This window comes from Candidatus Thiothrix sulfatifontis (assembly GCA_022828425.1).
Lineage (GTDB): Bacteria > Pseudomonadota > Gammaproteobacteria > Thiotrichales > Thiotrichaceae > Thiothrix > Thiothrix sulfatifontis.
Genome location: CP094685.1, coordinates 1,664,979 through 1,685,932 on the forward strand (window position 1 = coordinate 1,664,979; position 20,954 = coordinate 1,685,932).

7 protein-coding genes are annotated in these 20,954 nt (G+C 53.2%); all 7 read left to right on the forward strand.

The annotated features are described in order from the left end of the window. Positions 1-30: 30 nt before the first annotated feature. The 7 genes from L3K52_08685 (at position 31) to L3K52_08715 (ending at position 20,856) form a co-directional block, all read left to right on the forward strand. Positions 31-330: a helix-turn-helix domain-containing protein gene (locus L3K52_08685; protein ID UOG93781.1), complete on the forward strand. Its 300-nt coding sequence runs from the start codon at positions 31-33 to the stop codon at positions 328-330. Next, positions 320-1,252, forward strand: coding sequence for an SMP-30/gluconolactonase/LRE family protein (locus L3K52_08690; protein UOG93782.1), 933 nt, complete (start codon positions 320-322; stop codon positions 1,250-1,252). Before L3K52_08685 ends, L3K52_08690 begins: the two co-directional genes overlap by 11 nt. Before the next feature lie 92 nt (positions 1,253-1,344). Continuing rightward, positions 1,345-2,952, forward strand: coding sequence for a DUF11 domain-containing protein (locus L3K52_08695; protein UOG93783.1), 1,608 nt, complete (start codon positions 1,345-1,347; stop codon positions 2,950-2,952). A 104-nt stretch (positions 2,953-3,056) separates the two neighbouring features. Further along, positions 3,057-5,459: a hypothetical protein gene (locus L3K52_08700; protein UOG93986.1), complete on the forward strand. Its 2,403-nt coding sequence runs from the start codon at positions 3,057-3,059 to the stop codon at positions 5,457-5,459. 194 nt (positions 5,460-5,653) lie between these two features. Next, positions 5,654-9,163 (forward strand): carboxypeptidase regulatory-like domain-containing protein, encoded by a 3,510-nt coding sequence (locus L3K52_08705; GenBank protein ID UOG93784.1) that lies wholly within the window; start codon positions 5,654-5,656, stop codon positions 9,161-9,163. A gap of 35 nt (positions 9,164-9,198) precedes the next feature. Then, positions 9,199-10,704 (forward strand): DUF11 domain-containing protein, encoded by a 1,506-nt coding sequence (locus tag L3K52_08710; protein ID UOG93785.1) that lies wholly within the window; start codon positions 9,199-9,201, stop codon positions 10,702-10,704. A gap of 96 nt (positions 10,705-10,800) precedes the next feature. Beyond that, the gene (locus L3K52_08715) at positions 10,801-20,856 is read left to right on the forward strand and encodes an IPTL-CTERM sorting domain-containing protein (protein ID UOG93786.1); all 10,056 of its coding nucleotides are present in this window, start codon (positions 10,801-10,803) and stop codon (positions 20,854-20,856) included. The last annotated feature ends 98 nt before the right edge of the window (positions 20,857-20,954 follow it).

Below are 20,954 nucleotides of genomic sequence, written 5' to 3' on the forward strand. Positions count from 1 at the left end.
GGTCAATTCTTAAACTGCGGGAGTGTGCCGATGGATAAGCGTTACAAGCCGTTGCCCGTGGCGGAACAGGTCAGGCAGCGCGTCGGGTTGCTGGAAGATATTGCCATGCAGCCGGGAATGCCGTTGCCACAAGCGGTACGAGCGCTACGCACGGGGATACGCCTGACTGTGCCGGAATATGCGAAATTGACCGGCGTGGCAGTGCGTACTATCCACGAAATTGAGGCAGGGCGGGCAAACCCTTCGCTGCTGACCGCCAACAAGTTATTGTTGCCGTTCGGGTTAGTGCTGGGGGTCGTTAAACAACAGGGGAATGAGCATGACGGGTAAAAGAATCAGTGTGGTGTTGGGGTTGATGCTCACATTGGTCGCTTGTGGTAAGCCGGATATGGGCAATTTCAAGCCGGGTGTGGCGAACGCTTGCCAAGCAATGCCTGCGTTCATCAGCAAAACAGGGATTGGGGCGCAGGTGGCGATTGATACCCGCCAGCGGGGTTACACAGGCTTGCGCTTATTGAATGGGCAAAGCGGACAGACATGGCAACATCCGTCGTGGGATGATGCCGGGCATGTGGGGGCATTTGTGCGTGATCACGCGGGCAATATTTACGTTACGCCTGCGCCGGAAGTGAGCCTTGCGGAAAATCCGCCTGCCTTGCAAAACCGTATTTACCGCATTGATGGCGCAACCGGGGAAATGGCGTTGTGGTTGGAATTGCCTGCATTTGCGCCACCCTCTACCGCGAATCCGTTTGGCACGATGGGGCTTTTTTTCGATTGTGATACCCACAGTTTGTACGTGTCATCGTTAGCGGGTTCTGCACCCAAGCAAGCCAATGGGCGGATTTACCGCATCGACATTGCCACAAAAGCAGTAAAGAGCCAACTGGACAGTGTGGATGCGTTGGGCGTTGGCGTGTTCAATGGCGTGCAGCATAAGCGTTTGTATTTTGGGGCGGCGCGTACCTCCGATGTCTATTCGGTGGCGTTGGATGCACAGGGGGATTTTGCTCAGGATGTGCGTCACGAGTTTGCGCTGGCAACCTTGCCGGATGGGAATAGCACGAGTGTGCGCAAAATCGAGTTTACGCAGAACAAGCAGGGGCAGTATGTGATGCAGGCGAAGGAGCTGGAATTTGGTTTCCGCTTGCCTGCGGAGAATAATCCCTACAAGCGGGTGTTTCGGTTTGTGTATCAGGCGGGGGGGGATAACTGGCAGTTCGTGGGGGCGGCGCTGGAAGAGGGGGGTTAAGTCCTTTTATCTGCTTTTCATTGCTACTGGTCAGGTTGTTTTCTTAAAATAGAAGCTATTTATAAAAATATCACAACAGTTGGGCTTCAATAATGAAAAAGATTCTCCATTCCTTCAGCATTGCTGCTGCACTGGCTTCCATTGCCATTGTGTCCGTATCCCCGCCTGTGTACGCCATTGATCAAGCCGGTTGCGCATCATGGTTATCCACCGCCAAGCTCGATGACGGCACCACAGCCATCGGTAAGGATTTTGCGTGGTCAGTTAATAAGGATTCCGGTGTGTTGCTGATGGATATGGGGGCGGCGAAGGTCAATACCGGGACACCGCAATTTCCGGTAGGGGTGCGCAAGGTGGATTTGGCAACGGCTGTCGATAAACCGGCATTGCTGGCTGGCATGGGAACGTTCGATGTGGCATCTGACGGGACAACCTACATGGCGGCAGCGCCGGATATGGGGATTGGCGTGGGGGGGAATAATGTCATTAAGGTTAGCCCAACGGGTGCGGTCACGGTGCTGGCAACGTTGGATACTTTCGGTGCGGGATTTGGTGACGTGTATTTTGCCAAGGGTTATGTGTATGTCTCTAACCTAGGTGACGGTCAGGTTTATAAGATTGACCCAACGGTGGCTGATCCTGCCAGTAGCTTTACCCCGGTGTATGACCACGGTAAGGATGGGCGGGTGGCGATGGGGTTGTCTGCGATTGTGGATGCCGATAAGGGCAATGGTTGGAGCTTCATCGGCACGTTGGGTGGTCGGCGCGTTACAGCGTTGTACGTGGATGGCGCTATTTTGTATTACGGCGTGATGTGGCGCGATAACTCGGATATTCAGGCATCATGGTTTAAGGATGGCACGGCGGCGAAAACGGCATTCGATGCCAAGTCCACGGCATCCAACTGGGCATTATCCGGTGAGGTGTGGTCGGTCGATTTGGATGCATCGGGTAATCCGGTCGCGAGTTCTGCCAAGTTGCTGTATGACCAGTCCGCAAACACTGACGGTAAAGACGATAAGCCGATTGGTGACTTAACCATTAATAAAGCAGGTAAGTTGCTGGTAGGTACTGCCCCCTTCAACTATTCGGGCAGCATGGGGCAACACAACGGCGGGCTGTTTGCCCTGACTAAAGGGGGCGCTGGTACGTATACTGTGTATGAACCTTACGCCAATGTTTCTGGTGAAGAGGGCAATAGTGGCTTGGATGCGTTTGCCGAGCGTGTGTTGGTGGGGGGGGAATACAACATCCAGAATGGCAAAGCATACGGTTTCGCTAATATTGCCCAGACAGGAACAGGCGGGAGCAATATTGATCTCAGCACGCCCGACGCTACCACTGCACTGTATAACTCCTTCGGTGAGAATTTCAGTAGCTTGAGTAAAGGTAGTACGGGCGATGTGGAGTATATTTGCTCTGGTGAGTCAGCACCTGTCAACACTGACCTGAAACTGGAAAAATCCGCTAATCCCACCAGCACTAAACGCGGCGAAACCGTGGTTTACACCCTCACCGTCACCAACGAAAGCACCACCGATGCGACAGGCGTGAAATTGGTGGATAAGCTACCAGCAGGCGTGACGCATAGCAGCGACGATGGTGCGGGCAGCTACGATAAAACCAGTGGCGTGTGGGATGTTGGCAGCCTTCCCAAAGGTGTAAACAAAGCGCTGAAGATCACGGTAACGGTGAATTAAATATTAGCCAGAGATTGCTTCTTTTTAATAAAAAATAATGGGTTATAGCGATGTATAAACGATCATCTTTTCTGGGGCGGGCGCTGGGGGCTGGTATCTTATTGATGTCTTCCCATGCGGTGCTGGCGGATATTTCCGGCAAAGTTTTCCGCGATTTCAACGCCAACGCTACATTCGATACTGGCGCAAGTTTCAATGAAGTCGGTATGGCAGGTGTTACCGTCAAGGCATTTGATGCGACGGGAGCGGAAAAAGCCAGTGCCACGTCTGGGGCTGATGGCGCTTATACGCTTAATGGTTTAACGGCAGGTGCCGATTACCGCGTAGAATTTTTGTGGGCAGAAAGTTGGTTAAAACCGGGGGCTAGTGGCGGTACTTCCGTGCAGTTTGCTAAAGATGGCGCTACTGAATTAAATTTCTCATTGAATGCACCCGAAGATTTCAGTCAAGAAAATCCACAGTTAGCGACCAGTAATTTTTTGATAGGCGCAGCTTCTGCGTCTGAGATGGAAAATCAGCCACGCATCGTAGAGTTCGGTACAAATTCAGGAGATTTTGCAACAAATGGTGATGTTTTCGATACGTTAGACCGTGAAGTTGATAGCATTGCTATTTCATCAGCACCCAGCTCCACGGGAACATTCAATGCTATGCCGCCCGATATGTCAGGGCGTTCACGTACCGATACGGTTAAAATAAGTAGTCTTGGCCCTGTTCTGGGTATGGCTTACCACCGTTCTAGCAATCAACTGTTGGCAGCTTCCTTTATGAAGCGTTTTGCGGGTTTTAATCAAAAAGATGATGCGGCGCTTGGTACAATTTATGCTATTAACAGAAACACTAATCCTAATAGTGTAACGCCTTTCTATACAGCAAACGCTGGCAGTGATGTACACGAATACACAACACCTGACTTGGGTGTTCCCAGCGGTGATAAAGATGCCGCGACACAAGTTGGTAAGTCAGGCTGGGGAGATATTGATTTAACCCCGGATGGTGGACTGCTTTATGCAGTCAATTTATTTGATAAAAAATTGTATGCCATCCCCGTTTCTATGGTTAATGGAAATGTGACAGCAGGTACTGCTTCATTAATCAGCTTTCCTGCAAGTATAACCACCGATAGGTGTTCTGGTGGTGATTGGGTGCCTGGTGCAGTGAAAGTAGCGCAAGGTTCGGTGTATGCAGGCATAACTTGCACCGGAGAAAGTGTTCAAGGTGATTACGCGCATTTTTATGTCTATAAGTTTACCATCGGTGAAGTGACACCTACGTTTACTAAGGTGGCAGATTTTGCTAAGTATCCACGCGCAGGCGAAGAATGGCATTCTTGGATAAATGACGTTGACCGCCCTGGGGAAAAGTATGCGCAACCTTGGTTATTGGACATTGAGTTTGATGGCAAAGGGCGTATGCACCTTGGTATTCGTAACCGTTCGGGTGATATGCGTCCGGGGCATGACGGTAATGATTTTATAATGGAGTATGGTGACACGGTAACGTTAGCGCCTAATACCGATGGTACTTATGCACTGATTCCTGCTACAGCGGAGTTTATTGCAGATAATACTGATGGTCATGCTGAAAATGACATGGGATTGTTGGCAGTTATTCCTGGTATAAATACGCTCATGAGCATAGCGCATATTGGTAATTTGATTCAGGGGGTGCGGACGTATGACTCAAGCCCTGATCTCTCACAAATCAATGGCGATACTATGCAAAAGTTAAAGTATTTTGCGCTTAATCAGACACCACGAGAGATTTCAAAATTAAGTTATCCCTTTGGAAAAGTTGCGGGTTTGGGAGATCTTGAAGTTTTAGCAGCCCCCGCCCCGGTCGAAGTCGGCAACCGTGTTTGGAAAGATACCGACAACGACGGTATTCAGGATGCAGGCGAAGCGGGCATTGACGGGGTAGACGTGGTGCTGACGTGCGGCACGGATACGGCAACGGTCAAGACCGCAAACGGTGGGCAATTCCTGTTTTCCACCGCCAGCAATGCTGCCTTCATGACAGCGGGTGAAAGCTGTAAAATCACGGTTGCCAGTGTGCAAACGCCGTTGGCTGGCTTGAGCGTGACCGCCCAGAATGCGGATACCGTTACCGATAATAATCCGCTGACCGACGTGCGCGACTCCGATGCGATCGCGACGGGCGAGCTGGCGTTCACGGTAGGTGGTGCGGGTGAAAATAACCACGCGCTGGATATTGGCTACAAATCAGCCCCGGCGCAAACCGATATTAAGCTTACTAAAGAAGTGAACCCGGTGACGGCTAAGCGCGGTGATACGGTGGTTTATACCCTGACCGTAACCAATGAAAGTGATGTTGCTGCAACCGGCGTAACCGTGGCGGATAAATTACCTGATGGCGTAGTGTTTGTGTCTCACGATGGGGCGGCGGCTGGGGTTTATAACGCGGGAACCGCTGAGTGGGATGTTGGGGAGCTGTTGCCAGGCGTGGCTAACGCTAAAACCTTGAATATCACCGTTACCGTTAAATAAGCGAGTAAATCGTGGTGGGGAGTCGTTGATTAATATAACGATTTCTCACTTAAATTTTTATTTTGTCATTAACTGTACCGTTCTTCGGTTTCTGTTTCAGGAAATATGCAGATAAGTGGTATTATTTTGTGGATTAAAACAATAATTGGCTAAAGCTTAGCTATCCGAATAATGAGAATAATGGATACGGATTAATGTATAAAAAAATACCTTTCTGGGGTCTGGGGGTATGCAGTGCAAGTATTTTACTACTGTCTTCGCCGCTGGTTCACGCTTCCGGCACACAAACATTCAGCAAAGAACTGCTCTCAGCTACCACGGCTAAAACCGGCGAAGTCATTAGCTACCGTTTCAAGTTAGCTTGTTCTAGCCTAACGTCGGACTGTGGCAATTTAACGATCAGTGATACTTTACCCGATGGATTGGAGGCCGTGAGTTGTGAAGTGCCCACTGGTTTCACAGTAGTATCTTGCACGTCTGCTAATTCCGACATCAGTATCACCAAAAATGATACTTTTAATGGTGGCGATAGTTTCATTATTGATGTGACTACCCGTGTCAAATTAGGCACGGCGCAAGGCACGGCGTTGGCAAATACTGCCACGGCGGTGATTACTGCGCCCGATGTGCCGGAAAATGCCAGTGTGCTGTCCACGGCAAACACGGTGACGGTGGGTGGAACAGCACCCAACTGGACATTGAAAAAAGCGCGGGTTTCCCCTGCGACTAACCTCAAACCTGCACCGAATACGGACGTGGGTTATCAGGTAGACTTCTGCTCAAATTCTGCGGTAGGCAATGTGAACTTGACGGGTGTTTCCCTCAAGGATGCCTTCCCTGCCGGAGCAACGGTGGTGAATAACGGTGGTGCGACTGAGAGCGGTAGTGAATTAATCTGGACTCTCGGCGATCAGGATCTGGCTACGTTGTATACAGGTAAAGATTACAACTCCCCAGTGTGCATCACGAAAACATACACATTGCGTTACCCAGAAGCGACGTTCCCGATTGGTACTAGCATCACCAATACGCTGAGTGCCACCAGTAATGAAGGCACGGTCGGTACTAACGTTGTGATTACGGAAGACATCGGTAAGCCAACACCGGGCGTGACCATGAACAAGTGGTCGCAAGACGTGTTGGCAGGGTCAATGCCGCCTTCTACTGGTTTCAATTGGGGTATCCGTGCGGATACGTTTGCCTCGAATGCGCCTGTGCCGGATTTAACGTTGTACGACACGTTGCCTGCCACACCTGCGGGGCTAGTGCCCACGGAAGTCTTTGTGGGGACGTGGACTTCGCCACCGACCACGAATGCACCGACGGGTAGTGATGTACGTTTGACTCTGAGTCATTCTGCTGATGCGGGCGATTGTAAAGCGGCGACGTACACCGATTTAGTGGTGGATGTGGCGAGTGATAGTTCGCCTGCTAGTCATGCTTTGCCAGCGAATACGACGTGCTTGCGTTGGAAATTCAAGGATTTGGGTGCAGATGGCCCTGCTGTGCCGCGTGGTTGGCAGTTCAATCCGTGGTGGGCGACAACGATTAAGGCGGATACGTCTGCTATTGCCGGGCCGTATCCGGTCGAAGTGAAAAACTGTGTAGTCGGTACGTTTACCAATTTTGACGGCTCAACAGGTGCATCGGATGCGAGTTGCCCCCAAGCTTTTGTGGAAGAGGCAACGCCTGCGATTTGGCTGGATAAGTCTGTCACCAATGGTTCGGCGTTTGCGCCGGATAGCGAGGTGAAATTTAAACTGTACGCCGGACACGCGTGGAACAGTTCAACGGCTGCTGCGGTTAATCCGATCGTGTCTGATTTATTACCGCCCGAATTGGATTTTGTCAGTTGGGATACCTTTGCCGGTGAGGGTCCTGCGACGGGTATGGTCGAACCTAATCTGGAAGTGATTAAAGATTACAACGGAACAGGTCGTACCTTGGTGCGTTTCTCATGGTCTGATACGCCGCCCGCCGATTCAGTAAAGCGTGATGGTTCAGCCGGTGTTGCGAATCCTGTCAATTTTGGGGTGGATAGCGGCATGACGCTGGAATTAACTGCGAAGGTCAAACCCGGTACGCTGGTGGGTACTTACACCAACGAAATGGCTTTCTTTGATCATAGTCCGCGTTTTAGCTGCATGTGGTCAACCGAGGTAGTGGATAGTAACGACATGGATGGCGATGCGAATACCACTGAAAACGCTTGTACCAAACCGATCGGTTTCAATGTGGTTTCCGCCGCTGTCATTGCCGCTGAAAAGTGGGTAAAAGGCGAATTCCCAACATACCCCAACGTGGATGATCCGCTGACTCTCCCCGCTGTGACCAATGAGCAATGCCCGAATGATGGCAGTGGCTACACCCGTTTTCCGTGTGTGGCGCAAGTCCAGCACGCGGGTGCCTTTGATTACAAGCTAATTGTCAGCAATAAAGGTAATGAACCGCTGACTAACTACATTTTGTACGACGTATTGCCAATGAAGGGGGATACGGGTGTTGGTCAGCCAGTGTCTACTTTGCAGCGTGGTAGCCAATGGCAACCCGTGTTAGCAGGAGCGATTACCGCCGCCGACGCTTATACAACCTCAGCCAACGCTGTGTTTGAATATTCCATAGCGGCGAATCCGTGTCGCCCGGAAGTGTCTTCCTCCGCCACAGAAAGCCCTGCTAACCATTGGCAAGCTGATTGTACCGATGATTGGACGGCTGCTCCGGCTGATTTCTCTAAAGTGACGGCGTTCCGTATTAAAGCTGCTTTCGCCACTGCGCCGTATTGGGAGCCGCTGAAAGCATTGACTTTTAATGTACCGATGCTTGCGCCGGAAAATGCGCCCCCTAGCATTGTTGGTAACAGTAAATACTTCAGTCCAGCATGGAATTCTTTGGCACACCGTGTGACACAACAATCCAACAGCCAGCGTTTGGATACCGCAGAACCGCGTCAAGTGGGGATTATTGTGCCAACCATCAAATACCGTATCGGTAACTTGGTGTGGAAAGACGCTAACAACAACGGTATTGCGGATGCCAGCGAAGCCGGTATTGCCGAGGTTGATGTGAATTTGCTGGATAGTAGCAATGCGGTGATCGCGACTACCAAAACGGATGCCAATGGTTATTACGTGTTCGAGGGGTTAGCGGCAGGTACGTACCGTGTAGCCATTCCAACCCCAACAACGCAAGCTGCGCTGAATGGTCTTAAATCGTCTGAAAATGGTGAAGAGGCTTCCCCTGATGCTGATCTGGACAATAATGACAACGGTGTGACGTTGGATCCATTATTGGGGTTGATTTCTGGCAATATTACGTTGGAGGAATCTCCCGGCGAACCTGAGAATGAACAGCAGCGTACCGATAACACGGATGATGATAATGACGCTTGGCCGGATATTGCATCCAATGTAACGGTCGATTTTGGGTTCTTCACTGTGCCTGAAGTGGACATCAAGCTTGTTAAGATTGCGGATAAAACCGCTGTTAAACGCGGAGAAACCGTGATTTACACACTGACCGCCACCAACGAAGGCAGGGATAACGCCACTGCTATCAAAGTCACGGATCAGTTGCCAGCAGGTGTTACGTATGTCAGTGATAACAGTGACCCCAGTGCTTACGACCACAACACCGGAGTGTGGAATGTCGGCGATCTCGCCAAGAACGAATCAAAAACTTTGATAATTACCGTAACAGTTAAATAACAAACAATAACGCAAATTTAAAGAGAGTGATAAAAATGAAAAAATTTACTAATGCTAAAACCTTGTTGATTTCTTTCTGTGCCGTCGGTGTCTTGATGGCGGCTAACCAATCATGGGCGGATTCAACCGTCACCAACTGTGCGCAAGTATCCGCCACTGTCGAGAAAGACACGGACTCTACACCCGCCAGCAAAACCAGCGAAGCCGAATTGCTGGCTGCTTTTACAGCAACTCCCTCTACACTGGAAGATGATGAAGCTTGCGCCGCATTAACGGTTCAATCCGTTTTCGACTTTGGTGATGCGCCAGATACTTACGGCACGACAGGCACAACCGCTGCTACCCACGAAATTATTCCGGGCTTAATGCTCGGTGGCACAGTGGATGACGAAGCCGCCGGTCAACCCACCCCTGCGGCTGATGGCGACGGCGCGGATGAAGACGGCTACAGCGTTCCGGTACTGACCGATGGTCAAGCGGTGACTTTGAAAGTGACTGCCACCAATACCACTGACAAAGCCGCTACCTTGGGTTGTTGGATCGACTACGATGGCAGTGGCACGTTTGAAGATACCGAATACGGTGGTGTGCCCGTGGCGATTGGTGCAGCAGCTTCCATCATTGACGTGTTGATGCCTGCGGCTCCGGCGAATGCCAGCACTGCTTTAAAAGATGGCACTACTTACGCTCGCTGCCGCTTGAGTACGGATACCATTGATGGCACCAAAGCCACCGGCGCATTGATTGATGGTGAAGTAGAAGACACGCAAGTGACCTTTACTGCCCAACCTGTCTTTGACTTGGCGTTGGTCAAGCGCTTAGCCGTTGGACAAGCCACCAGTGCCAAGCCGGGTGATACCGTCAAATTTACCATCGAAGTCACCAACCAAGGCAACATTGCCGCGAAAGACATTGTGATTACCGACTACATCCCGACAGGTTTCACCTTGGCGGATGCTAACTGGACTGCCGCCGCTGGTGTTGCGACCCTGACTACGCCGGTTCCAGCACTGGCAGCGGGTGATAAAACAACGGTCGAGATCAGCTTAACCGTGAATGCCGATGCGACGGCTGGCACTGTGCAGAACACGGCTGAAATCAGTGCTGTGACCGATGATAAAGGCAATCCAGTCACTGATGTGGACTCGACGCCGGATACCAATCCATCCAATGAGTCAGTCGTGATTAATGACACGCTCGACAGCAGCGGTGGCGACGAAGATGACCACGACATTGAGGCAATCACCATCACGGTTGATCCGAAAGTGGATATTGAACTGGTCAAAACGGTCACTGATGAAGCGGGTACTGCGCTAACCACCGTGCGTCGTGGCGATAAGGTTATCTACGTGTTGACTGCAACCAACAAAGGCCCGGATAACGCGACAGGCATTACGGTTACTGACCAGTTGCCGGGCACGCTGGTGTATGTGGAAGATGACAGCACGGGTAATTACGTGTCCGCAACAGGTTTGTGGACAGTTGGCGATTTGACAAACGGTACGAGCAAAGTGCTGAAGATCACCGCCACCGTAAAATAAGCAGCGTGTTGAGTAGCAGTGCATCGGGACTATTTCCGGTCGCTGCTGCCATATTACTAACACGGATACGAAAATTAATTGATCAGGGCACTATAGATGAAAATAATAAAGCTCTCCTTGTGCATCTCCATGGTTGGGGCATTTGCGACATTACCGCCTGCCTATGCGAATGAAGTTGTCACGAACTGCACGCAAGTTACCGATATGGGTGGCAGCGATAGCAATACCAATAATAATGAATCGTGTGCTGCCGTGACGATCCCGTTCGACCTTGGCGACGCACCAGACCCCAGTTTCCCCGTATTGCTTGCCAATGATGGCGCACGCCATCAGCTCGGTACTGATGTGTATTTGGGTAAATGCGTGGACGGCGATTCGGGTAATGTGCAAGGGGATGCCAGCGTCGATGACGCTACCGAAGGCCAGCCGGTTTACGGTGTCTGTGAAACCGACAAGTTCGGCAAGCTGGACGATGAAGACGGTGTGGCACTTGCTGAGTTGCACGTTGGCGATACCCAAAATACTCTGCAAGTGACTGCCAGCAGTGCATGTAAATTGAACGCTTGGGTCGACTGGAATCAAGACGGCAGTTGGGGCGGTACAGGCGAGCAAGTTTTCATTGATCAAGTGCTTGCCGCAGGCAGAAATGACCTGACGATGGACGTTCCCGCCTTCGCTGCTGAAGGCACGATTTATACCCGCTTCCGTTGTTCCACGGCGGGTGGTGATGGTATCGGGGGGGAAGCAGCGGATGGTGAAGTGGAAGACTACGTGCTGAATGTTCTACCAGCCATTCCGAAAACGCCCGTTTCCGTCGGCGACACCATCTGGGAAGACACCGATAAAGACGGTAAACAAACCGCCGGTGAAAATCCTTTGGCGGGCGCTACCGTTAGTTTATTGGATAGCAAAGGTGCTCCGGCTAAAGATTTGACCGGCACCATCGTGGCTGACGTTACCACCGATGCAACCGGCAAATACGTTTTCGGCAATCTGCCCGAAGGCGATTACAGCGTTAAAGTGACGCCACCTACCGATTATATTGTCAGCCCAAGCGCGGGTGATGTGGACGATGTTCCCGCGAATGACGACAGCAATTGCGCCGTGCAAGGCGATGGCAGCATTACCACAGCCTTGTTCAGCCTGAGCGCTGGCGGCGAACCGATTGACGACGGTGACACTGACGCGAACAGCAATTTAAGCGTTGACTGTGGTTTCTATAAACCGACTGAATCCGTGCACAGCTTGGGCAATAAAGTCTGGGTCGATGATGGCGCAGGCACTGCCGCGAACGCGAACAACGGCACTTTGGATGCAGGCGAAGCCGCCGTTGCCGATGGGGTCGTGGTTGAATTGCGTGATGCGGCGGGTGCACTGCTGACCAGTACCACGACCAGCAAAGGTTTTTATTTGTTCAGCGGCTTGACCGCAGGCGATTATAAAGTGTGTGTCGCTGCCAGCAATTTTGCTGATACTGCGATTCTGAAGGGCTTCAGCGCGAGCACCAGCGGTAACGAAGCCGATGCTAACGCGGGCGTGGATAGCAATGACAATGGCAGCGATGTGCTGGCTGATGGCTTGTGTTCCAACGTCATTACGTTGGATGCGAATGCGCCAACAGGTGAAACCGACACTGCCAGCGGCACCGCCGGTGATGATGGCATGAATACGCCAGATGCTTTGTCAGATTTGACGGTTGACTTTGCAGTGATCCCGCCAACACCACCCACTCCGATGAGTGTCGGTGACACGGTTTGGATTGATGCCGACGAAAACGGCTTGCAAGGCAAAGACGAATTGCCGCTGGTTGGCGTGGTCGTGACTTTGCTGGATAAAGACGGCAACCCGGTCAAAGATTTAGCGGGTAACACCGTCGACTACATGCAAACAGACGCATCCGGCAAATACTTGTTTAGCAATTTACCCGAAGGCGAATACATCGTGCGCGTGCAAGCGCCGGATGGCTATGCGGTAACACAAGGCGGTGCGGCGGTGGATACTGATCCATCCAACACTGACAGCAACTGTGCAGTCACGGGCGGCAATGTGCAAACTTTGCCATTCCTGCTGAGCGCAGGCGCTGAATCCATCACCGATGGCGATACCGATGCCAACACCGATTTGAGCGTCGACTGCGGTTTCTACGTGCCGAAAGTGCCAACGCACAGTTTGGGCAACCGTGTATGGGTTGATGCCAATAACAACGGTGCGGCAGATGTGGGTGAAACCCCAGCGGTGGCTGGCATTGCACTAGAATTGAAAGATGTTAATGGTGCGGTACTCACCGCCACCACTACGGATGTCGAAGGACGCTACCTGTTCAGCAATCTGTCAGCAGGCAGCTATCAGGTGTGCGTGGTCGCGGACAATTTTGTGGCAGGCAATATTCTGGAAGGTTTCACCGCGAGCACCGGCAGCAGCCAAGCGGCAGATGCGAATACCGATATTGACGGTGACGACAACGGCTCCGACGACATCGCGACCGGTTTGTGTTCTAACCTGATCGTATTGGATGACAAGGAACTCACGGGCGAAGCGGGTATCAACGATCAACCCGGTGTTGATGGCGTGGGCACGGACGATAACCGTTCCAACTTAAGCGTCGACTTCGGGATTGTGCCACCAGTAGTGCCGCCGAAACTGGTTGCCGTGGGCGATTACCTCTGGATTGATGCGGATAAAAACGGCAAGCAAGACAGCAGCGAACAACCACTGGCTGGCGCGATTGTCACCCTGCTGGACAAAGACGGCAACCCGGCAACCGATCAGGATGGCAATGCCATTGCTCCGGTCACTACCGGCGCGGACGGCTTGTACGGCTTTACCAAATTGCCGGAAGGCGATTACAGCATTCGGGTACAAGCGCCTGAAGGTTACTTACCAACCACCAATGCCGGTGATGCGGATGACGTGGTTGCCAATGACGACAGCAACTGTGCGGTCATGGGCGACAACGTGCAAAGCGCACCGTTCACCCTGATGGCAGGCACTGAACCGGCATCCGCACTCGATGGCGATGGCGACACCAGCAACCTAACCGTGGATTGCGGTTTCTACCAGCCTACCACAGCGGTGCACAGCATCGGCAATATGGTGTGGGTCGACAATGGCGCAGGCGATGCCACCAAAGCCGCCAACGGTCAGTTTGATGAAGGCGAAGGTTTACTGAACGGCATCAAATTGGAATTGCGCGATACCACGGGTGCAGTGATTGACAGCACCATGACGGCTGGCGGTTACTATTTGTTCCCCGGTTTGAATGCAGGCGAGTATCAAGTTTGCGTGGCAGCGGCTAACTTCACCGGCATGGGCAAACTGGTGGGTCATACCGCTGGTGTGAACGGCAAAGAAGCCGACGCGAACGCCAACGGCGACAGCAATGACAACAGCGGTACCATGACCGCTAACGGCCTCTGCTCCAACATCATTGTGTTGGATGACCAAGAGCCAACCGGCGAATTGCCAACCGGCGTGGGCATTGCAGGCGATGACGGCATGGGCACGGACGATAACCGCTCCAACCTCACCGTCGACTTCGCGGTACTGCCACCGGCAGTTGCGCCTACCCCTGTAGCGGTGGGTGACAGAATCTGGATCGATACCAACGAAAACGGTCAGCAAGACCCCGATGAACCCGGTTTAGCAAATGCCACCGTGACCTTGCTGGATAAGTCTGGCAACCCGGTCAATGACCTCGACGGCAAACCCGTTGCAGCGCTAACAACAGCGGCGGATGGCCTTTACCTGTTTGAAAATCTGCCGCAAGGTGAATACGTGGTGCGGATTGCAGCACCCGCAGGCTATATCACCACCCAAGGCGGGGCAGCGGTCAACGATGATCCATCCAACACCGACAGCAATTGCCAAGTGGTCGACGGACAGACGCAAACCGGCGCCTTCAATCTCACCACTGACAATCTGACCGTGGACTGCGGTTTCTACCAACCAAAAGTACCAACGCATAGCCTCGGCAACCGCGTGTGGATTGACACAAACAACAACGGCATGGCGGACAACGACGAACTGCCAGCCAGTGCCGGTGTCGGCTTGGAACTGAAAGATGCCAGCGGCGCGGTCATCAAGGCCACCACTACCGATGCCACCGGACGTTACCTGTTCAGCGGCTTAGCAGCGGGCGATTACCAAGTGTGCATAGTCGCGGATAACTTCGCGGCGGGCAATCTGTTGGAAGGCTACACCGCTAGCACCGGCGGCACGATCGCCGATGCAAACACCAACATTGACGGCGACGACAACGGCTCCGACGACATCAAGGCCGGTTTGTGTTCCAACCTCGTGGTGCTGGATGACCAAGAACCGACGGGTGAAATCACCGCAACGGGCGCAGACGGCGTTGATGGCATGGGTACCGACGACAACCGCTCCAACCTCACGGTCGACTTCGGCATTGTGCCACCAGTAGTGCCGCCGAAACTGGTTGCCGTGGGCGATTACCTCTGGATTGATGCGGATAAAAACGGCAAGCAAGACAGCGGCGAACAACCACTGGCTGGCGCGGTTGTCACCCTGCTGGACAAAGACGGCAACCCGGCAACCGATCAGGATGGCAATGCCATTGCTCCGGTCACTACCGGCGCGGACGGCTTGTACGGCTTTACCAAATTGCCGGAAGGCGATTACAGCATTCGGGTACAAGCGCCTGAAGGTTACTTACCAACCACCAATGCCGGTGATGCGGATGACGTGGTTGCCAATGACGACAGCAACTGTGCGGTCATGGGCGACAACGTGCAAAGCGCACCGTTCACCCTGATGGCAGGCACTGAACCGGCATCCGCACTCGATGGCGATGGCGACACTAGCAACCTAACCGTGGATTGCGGTTTCTACCAGCCTACCACAGCGGTACACAGCATCGGCAATATGGTGTGGGTCGACAATGGTGCAGGCGATGCCACCAAAGCCGCCAACGGTCAATTTGATGAAGGTGAGGGTTTGCTGAACGGCATCAAATTGGAATTGCGCGATACCACGGGTGCGGTCATTGATAGCACCATGACGGCTGGCGGCTACTACGTGTTTACCGGCTTGAATGCGGGTGACTATCAAGTTTGCGTGGCAGCGGCTAACTTCACCGGCATGGGCAAACTGGTGGGTCATACCGCTGGTGTGAACGGCAAAGAAGCCGACGCGAACACCAACGGCGACAGCAATGACAACAGCGGTACCATGACCGCTAACGGCCTCTGCTCCAACGTCATTGTGTTGGACGACCAAGAGCCAACCGGCGAATTGCCAACCGGCGTGGGCATTGCAGGCGATGACGGCATGGGCACGGACGATAACCGCTCCAACCTCACCGTCGACTTCGCGGTACTGCCACCGGCAGTTGCGCCCACCCCTGTAACGGTGGGTGACAGAATCTGGATTGATACCGATGAAGATGGCCAGCAAGATGAGAACGAAATTGGTCTGGAAAATGCCACCGTTACGTTGCTGGATAAATCGGGCAACCCGGTCAATGACCTCGACGGCAAACCCGTTGCAGCGCTAACAACAGCGGCGGATGGCCTTTACCTGTTTGAAAATCTGCCGCAAGGTGAATACGTGGTGCGGGTTGCAGCACCCGCAGGCTACATCACCACCCAAGGCGGAGCAGCGGTCAACGATGATCCATCCAACACCGACAGCAATTGCCAAGTGGTCGACGGGCAAACACAAACCGGCGCCTTCAATCTCACCACTGACAATCTGACCGTGGACTGCGGTTTCTACCAACCAAAAGTACCAACGCATAGCCTCGGCAACCGCGTGTGGATTGACACAAACAACAACGGCATGGCGGACAACGACGAACTGCCCGCCAGCGCCGGTGTGGGCTTGGAGCTGAAAGATGCCAGCGGCGCGGTCATTAAGGCCACGACTACCGATGCCACCGGGCGCTACCTGTTCAGCGGCTTAGCAGCGGGCGATTACCAAGTGTGTGTGGTCGCGGATAACTTTGCGACGGGCAAGCTGTTGGAAGGCTACACCGCCAGCACCGGCGGCACGATCGCCGATGCGAACACCAATGTGGACGGTGACGACAACGGCTCCGACGACATCAAGGCCGGTTTGTGCTCCAACCTCGTGGTGCTGGATGACCAAGAACCGACGGGTGAAATCACCGCAACGGGCGCAGACGGCGTTGATGGCATGGGTACCGACGACAACCGCTCCAACCTCACGGTCGACTTCGGGATTGTGCCCCCGGCAGTGCCGCCGCAAGTGGTTTCCGTGGGTGACAAAATCTGGCTGGATGCCAACGAAAACGGTCAGCAGGACGAGAATGAAAGCGGTCTGGAAAATGCCACCGTTACCTTGTTGGATAAATCGGGCAACCCGGTCAATGACCTCGACGGTAAACCCGTTGCTGCGGTAACAACAGCGGCGGATGGCCTTTACCTGTTTGAAAATCTGCCAGCGGGCGAATACCTGATCCGGGTTGTAGCGCCAGACGGTTATATCAATACCCAAGGCGGAGCAGCGGTCAACGATGATCCGTCCAATATCGACAGCAATTGCCAAGCGGTTGATGGGCAAACACAAACCGGCGTTTTCAACTTGACCACCGATAATCTGACGGTGGATTGCGGTTTCTACGTGCCAAAAGTGCCAATGCACAGCGTGGGTAATACCGTGTGGGTCGACGCTAACAACAACGGCTTATTCGATAAAGACGAGCAGCCAGTGGTTGACGGCGTGGTCATGGAATTGTTGGATAAAAACGGCGCGGTCATGGCTTACACCGAAACCAAGGACGGTTACTACTTGTTCAGCGGTTTGGAAACGGGTGAATACAGCGTTTGCGTGGCACACGGCAACTTCGACCAAGGTGTGTTGAAAGGTTACACCGCCAGCACCATGGGCGACGAAGCCGATGTGAACGCCGGAACCGATAATGCCGACAACGGTGACAATGACACCCAAGACGGCTTGTGTTCCGAGATGATTATTTTGGATGACCAAAGCCCAACGGGTGAGTTGCCAACTGCTAGTGGTAAAGCCGGTGATGATGGCATGAGTACGGACGATAACCGTTCCAACCTCACCATTGACTTCGGGGTGGTTGCTCCTGCGAAAACCGTATCGGTGGGTGATTACATCTGGGTGGACGTCAATGAAAACGGTCAGCAAGACGCAGGCGATACGCCATTAGCCGGTGCTACCGTTACCTTGCTGGACAAAGACGGCAATGCCGTGGTGCTGGGCGGCGATATGGTGATTGCGCCAATCATTACCGGGGCGGATGGCAAATACGTATTCAGCAATCTGCCCGAAGGCCAATACAGCATTAGCGTGGCGGCACCCGCAGACAGCGATTACATGCCTACCAAAGGCGGTGCCGATGTTGACAACGATGCGTCCAATACCGATAGCAATTGTGATGTGGATACCGGCAAAACCAGCCTGTTCACCCTAACCGCAGGCGCTGAACCGGATGCAGCGGCAGACGGTGATGGCACTGACAGCAATATGACGGTGGATTGCGGCTTCTACCTGCCAGCAGCAGAAAAAGCCACGATCAGCGGTACCGTTTCTGTGGATACGACCGGCGATAGCAGTGGCGAAACACCGCTGGCGGGTATCACCCTGTCGCTGTTGAAACCCGATGGCACACCAGTTTTGGATACCGACGGCAAGCCTGTTACCACCTTGACCAATGCCAACGGCGAATACCTGTTTGCGAATCTCGACGCTGGCGATTATCTGGTGGTGCAAACCCAGCCCGCCGATTACAACTCGGTCACTGACGGCGACACCACCTCACCGGAAGACGATGCCACCAATACCGACACCACCGATGACCGCATTCCAGTAACGGTGATCGCGGGTGAAACCGATGATCGCAATGACTTTGTGGAACGCGCCCCGGTCAAACCGAACACGGTTTCCGTCGGTGACTTTATCTGGATTGATGCCAACGAAAACGGTCAGCAGGATAAAGACGACATTGGTTTGGCGGGCGCGACCGTTACCTTGATGAACAAAGACGGCAATCCCGTGGTGCTGGATGGCACAGCGGTTGCGCCGATTGTGACGGCGGCAGACGGCAAATACGTGTTCGGCAATTTGCCTGAAGGTGAATACAGCATCCGCGTGACTGCGCCACAAGGCAGCGCCTATTTGCCGACACAGGGCGGCGCAAAAGTGGATAACGATGCGTCCAACACCGACAGCAACTGTTCAGTGGATACCGGCAAAACCAGCCTGTTTACATTGACAGCGGGCAATGAGCCGGATGTAGCAGCAGACGGTGACAGCACTGACGGCAATATGACGGTGGATTGCGGTTTCTACTTGCCTAAAAAGCCGCTGCACAGTATCGGTAATACGGTGTGGGTCGATAACGGTGAAGGCAGTGCTGCCAACAATGGTCAATTCGATCAAGGCGAAACCTTGCCAAGCGGGGTACAAGTCGAATTGCGGGATGCCGCTGGTGCACTGATTCGCAGCACCCAAACCGACAAAGGTTTCTACCTGTTCAGCGAGTTGGAAGCCGGTGAGTACAAGGTCTGTGTGGCGGGTAGCAACTTCAATGACGGCGCGGCGCTGGATGGTTTCACCGCCAGCACTGCCGAGAAAGAAGCCGATGCAAACGCCAACGGTGACAACAACGACAACGGTGACAGCACTGCGTCTGACGGCTTGTGTTCTAACCTGATTGTGTTGGATGACAAGGAACCCAAGGGCGAGCAACCAACCGCCAGCGGCATTGCTGGCAATGATGGTATGAAGACGGACGATAACCGTTCCAACCTCACGGTTGACTTCGCTGTCGTGCCGGTACAAACGGTGACACCGGGTACGCCCGTAGCCGTGGGTAATCAAATCTGGGTGGATAGCAACGCTAACGGCGTGCGAGAAGCAAATGAAGGCTTCTTGGAAAATGCGGTTGTGACCCTGACCGATGCTTCGGGGCGTGCCGTGGCGGATCTGGATGGCAATACCGTTGCGCCACATACCACGGGTGCGGATGGCCTTTACCTGTTCGACAATTTGCCAGAAGGTGAGTACATCGTGACGGTTGAGCCGCCCGCAGGCTTCTCTCCTACCATCGGCGGGATTGATGCGGATGACGACGCCAATGACATGGACAGCAACTGCCGTGTTAATCCAATCAATACGACCATTGAAACGCATCCATTCAAATTGACAGCGGGTGCGGAACCCGATGCCGATGGCGATGATGCCAATGGCAATATGACGATCGACTGTGGTTTCTACAGCGGTATGTCCTTAGGTGACAAGGTTTGGTTGGATAACAATGCCAACGGTCAGCAAGATAATGCAGAACCGGGTATCCGTGGCGTGAGCGTCAGTTTGCTGGAAGCCGATGGCATTACGCCCGCGACGGACATCGACGGCAAACCCGTTGCTGCGGTGCTGACGGATGACAATGGCAATTACCTGTTCCAAAACTTGAAACCGGGTAATTACATTGTGGTCATGAGTCCGGCTGCCAATTCTGGTTACAGCGCTACCAAAGGTGGTGTTGACCCGGATGCTGATCCATCCAACACCGATAGCAATTGCAAAGCGGTGGACGGACGCTTCCAGACCCCAACGTTTAGCTTGATGCCGAGTGTAACGTCAGACGGTAATAGCTTCAGCAATGTCAGTGTCGACTGCGGTTTGTTCCGCCCGCTGAATTTAGGCAGCCGTTTGTGGCTCGACCTGAATAATGATGGCAAACAAGACGGCGGTGAACCGGGTATTCCGGGGGCGACTGTCACCTTGCTCACTGTCGATGGCAAGCCCGTGAGCAATATTTTCGGTGATGTGCTGCAACCGCAAACCACGGACGGTGACGGTAAGTACTTCTTCGGCAATTTGCGTGAAGGCGATTACATCGTGAAAGTTATCCCGCCAGCGGGCTATACGGCTACGGTTCCTAATGCTGATCCGAATGACGATAATCCAACGGATAGCAATGGCATTCCGGCGTCGGATGGCAGTATTTCCAGTGGCGTGATCAGGCTCACACCTGGTGCAGAACCTGAGGATGGCGGTATGACCAACACCACCATCGGTTTTGGTTTGGTTGCCAACTTGTCCGTGGCCGTGCCGACCCTGAGCCAATGGGGTGTGGCGATCATGAGCATGTTGCTGGCAACGGCAGCTTTCTTCCGCCGCCGTCGCGAAGATTAAGACCCCCCTCGTTCCCTGAGCGCAGTCGAAGGGAACATCACCAACCAAAAGGTCAGCCGCGTGCTGGCCTTTTTTTGTGGATGATGCATAGCAAAAAA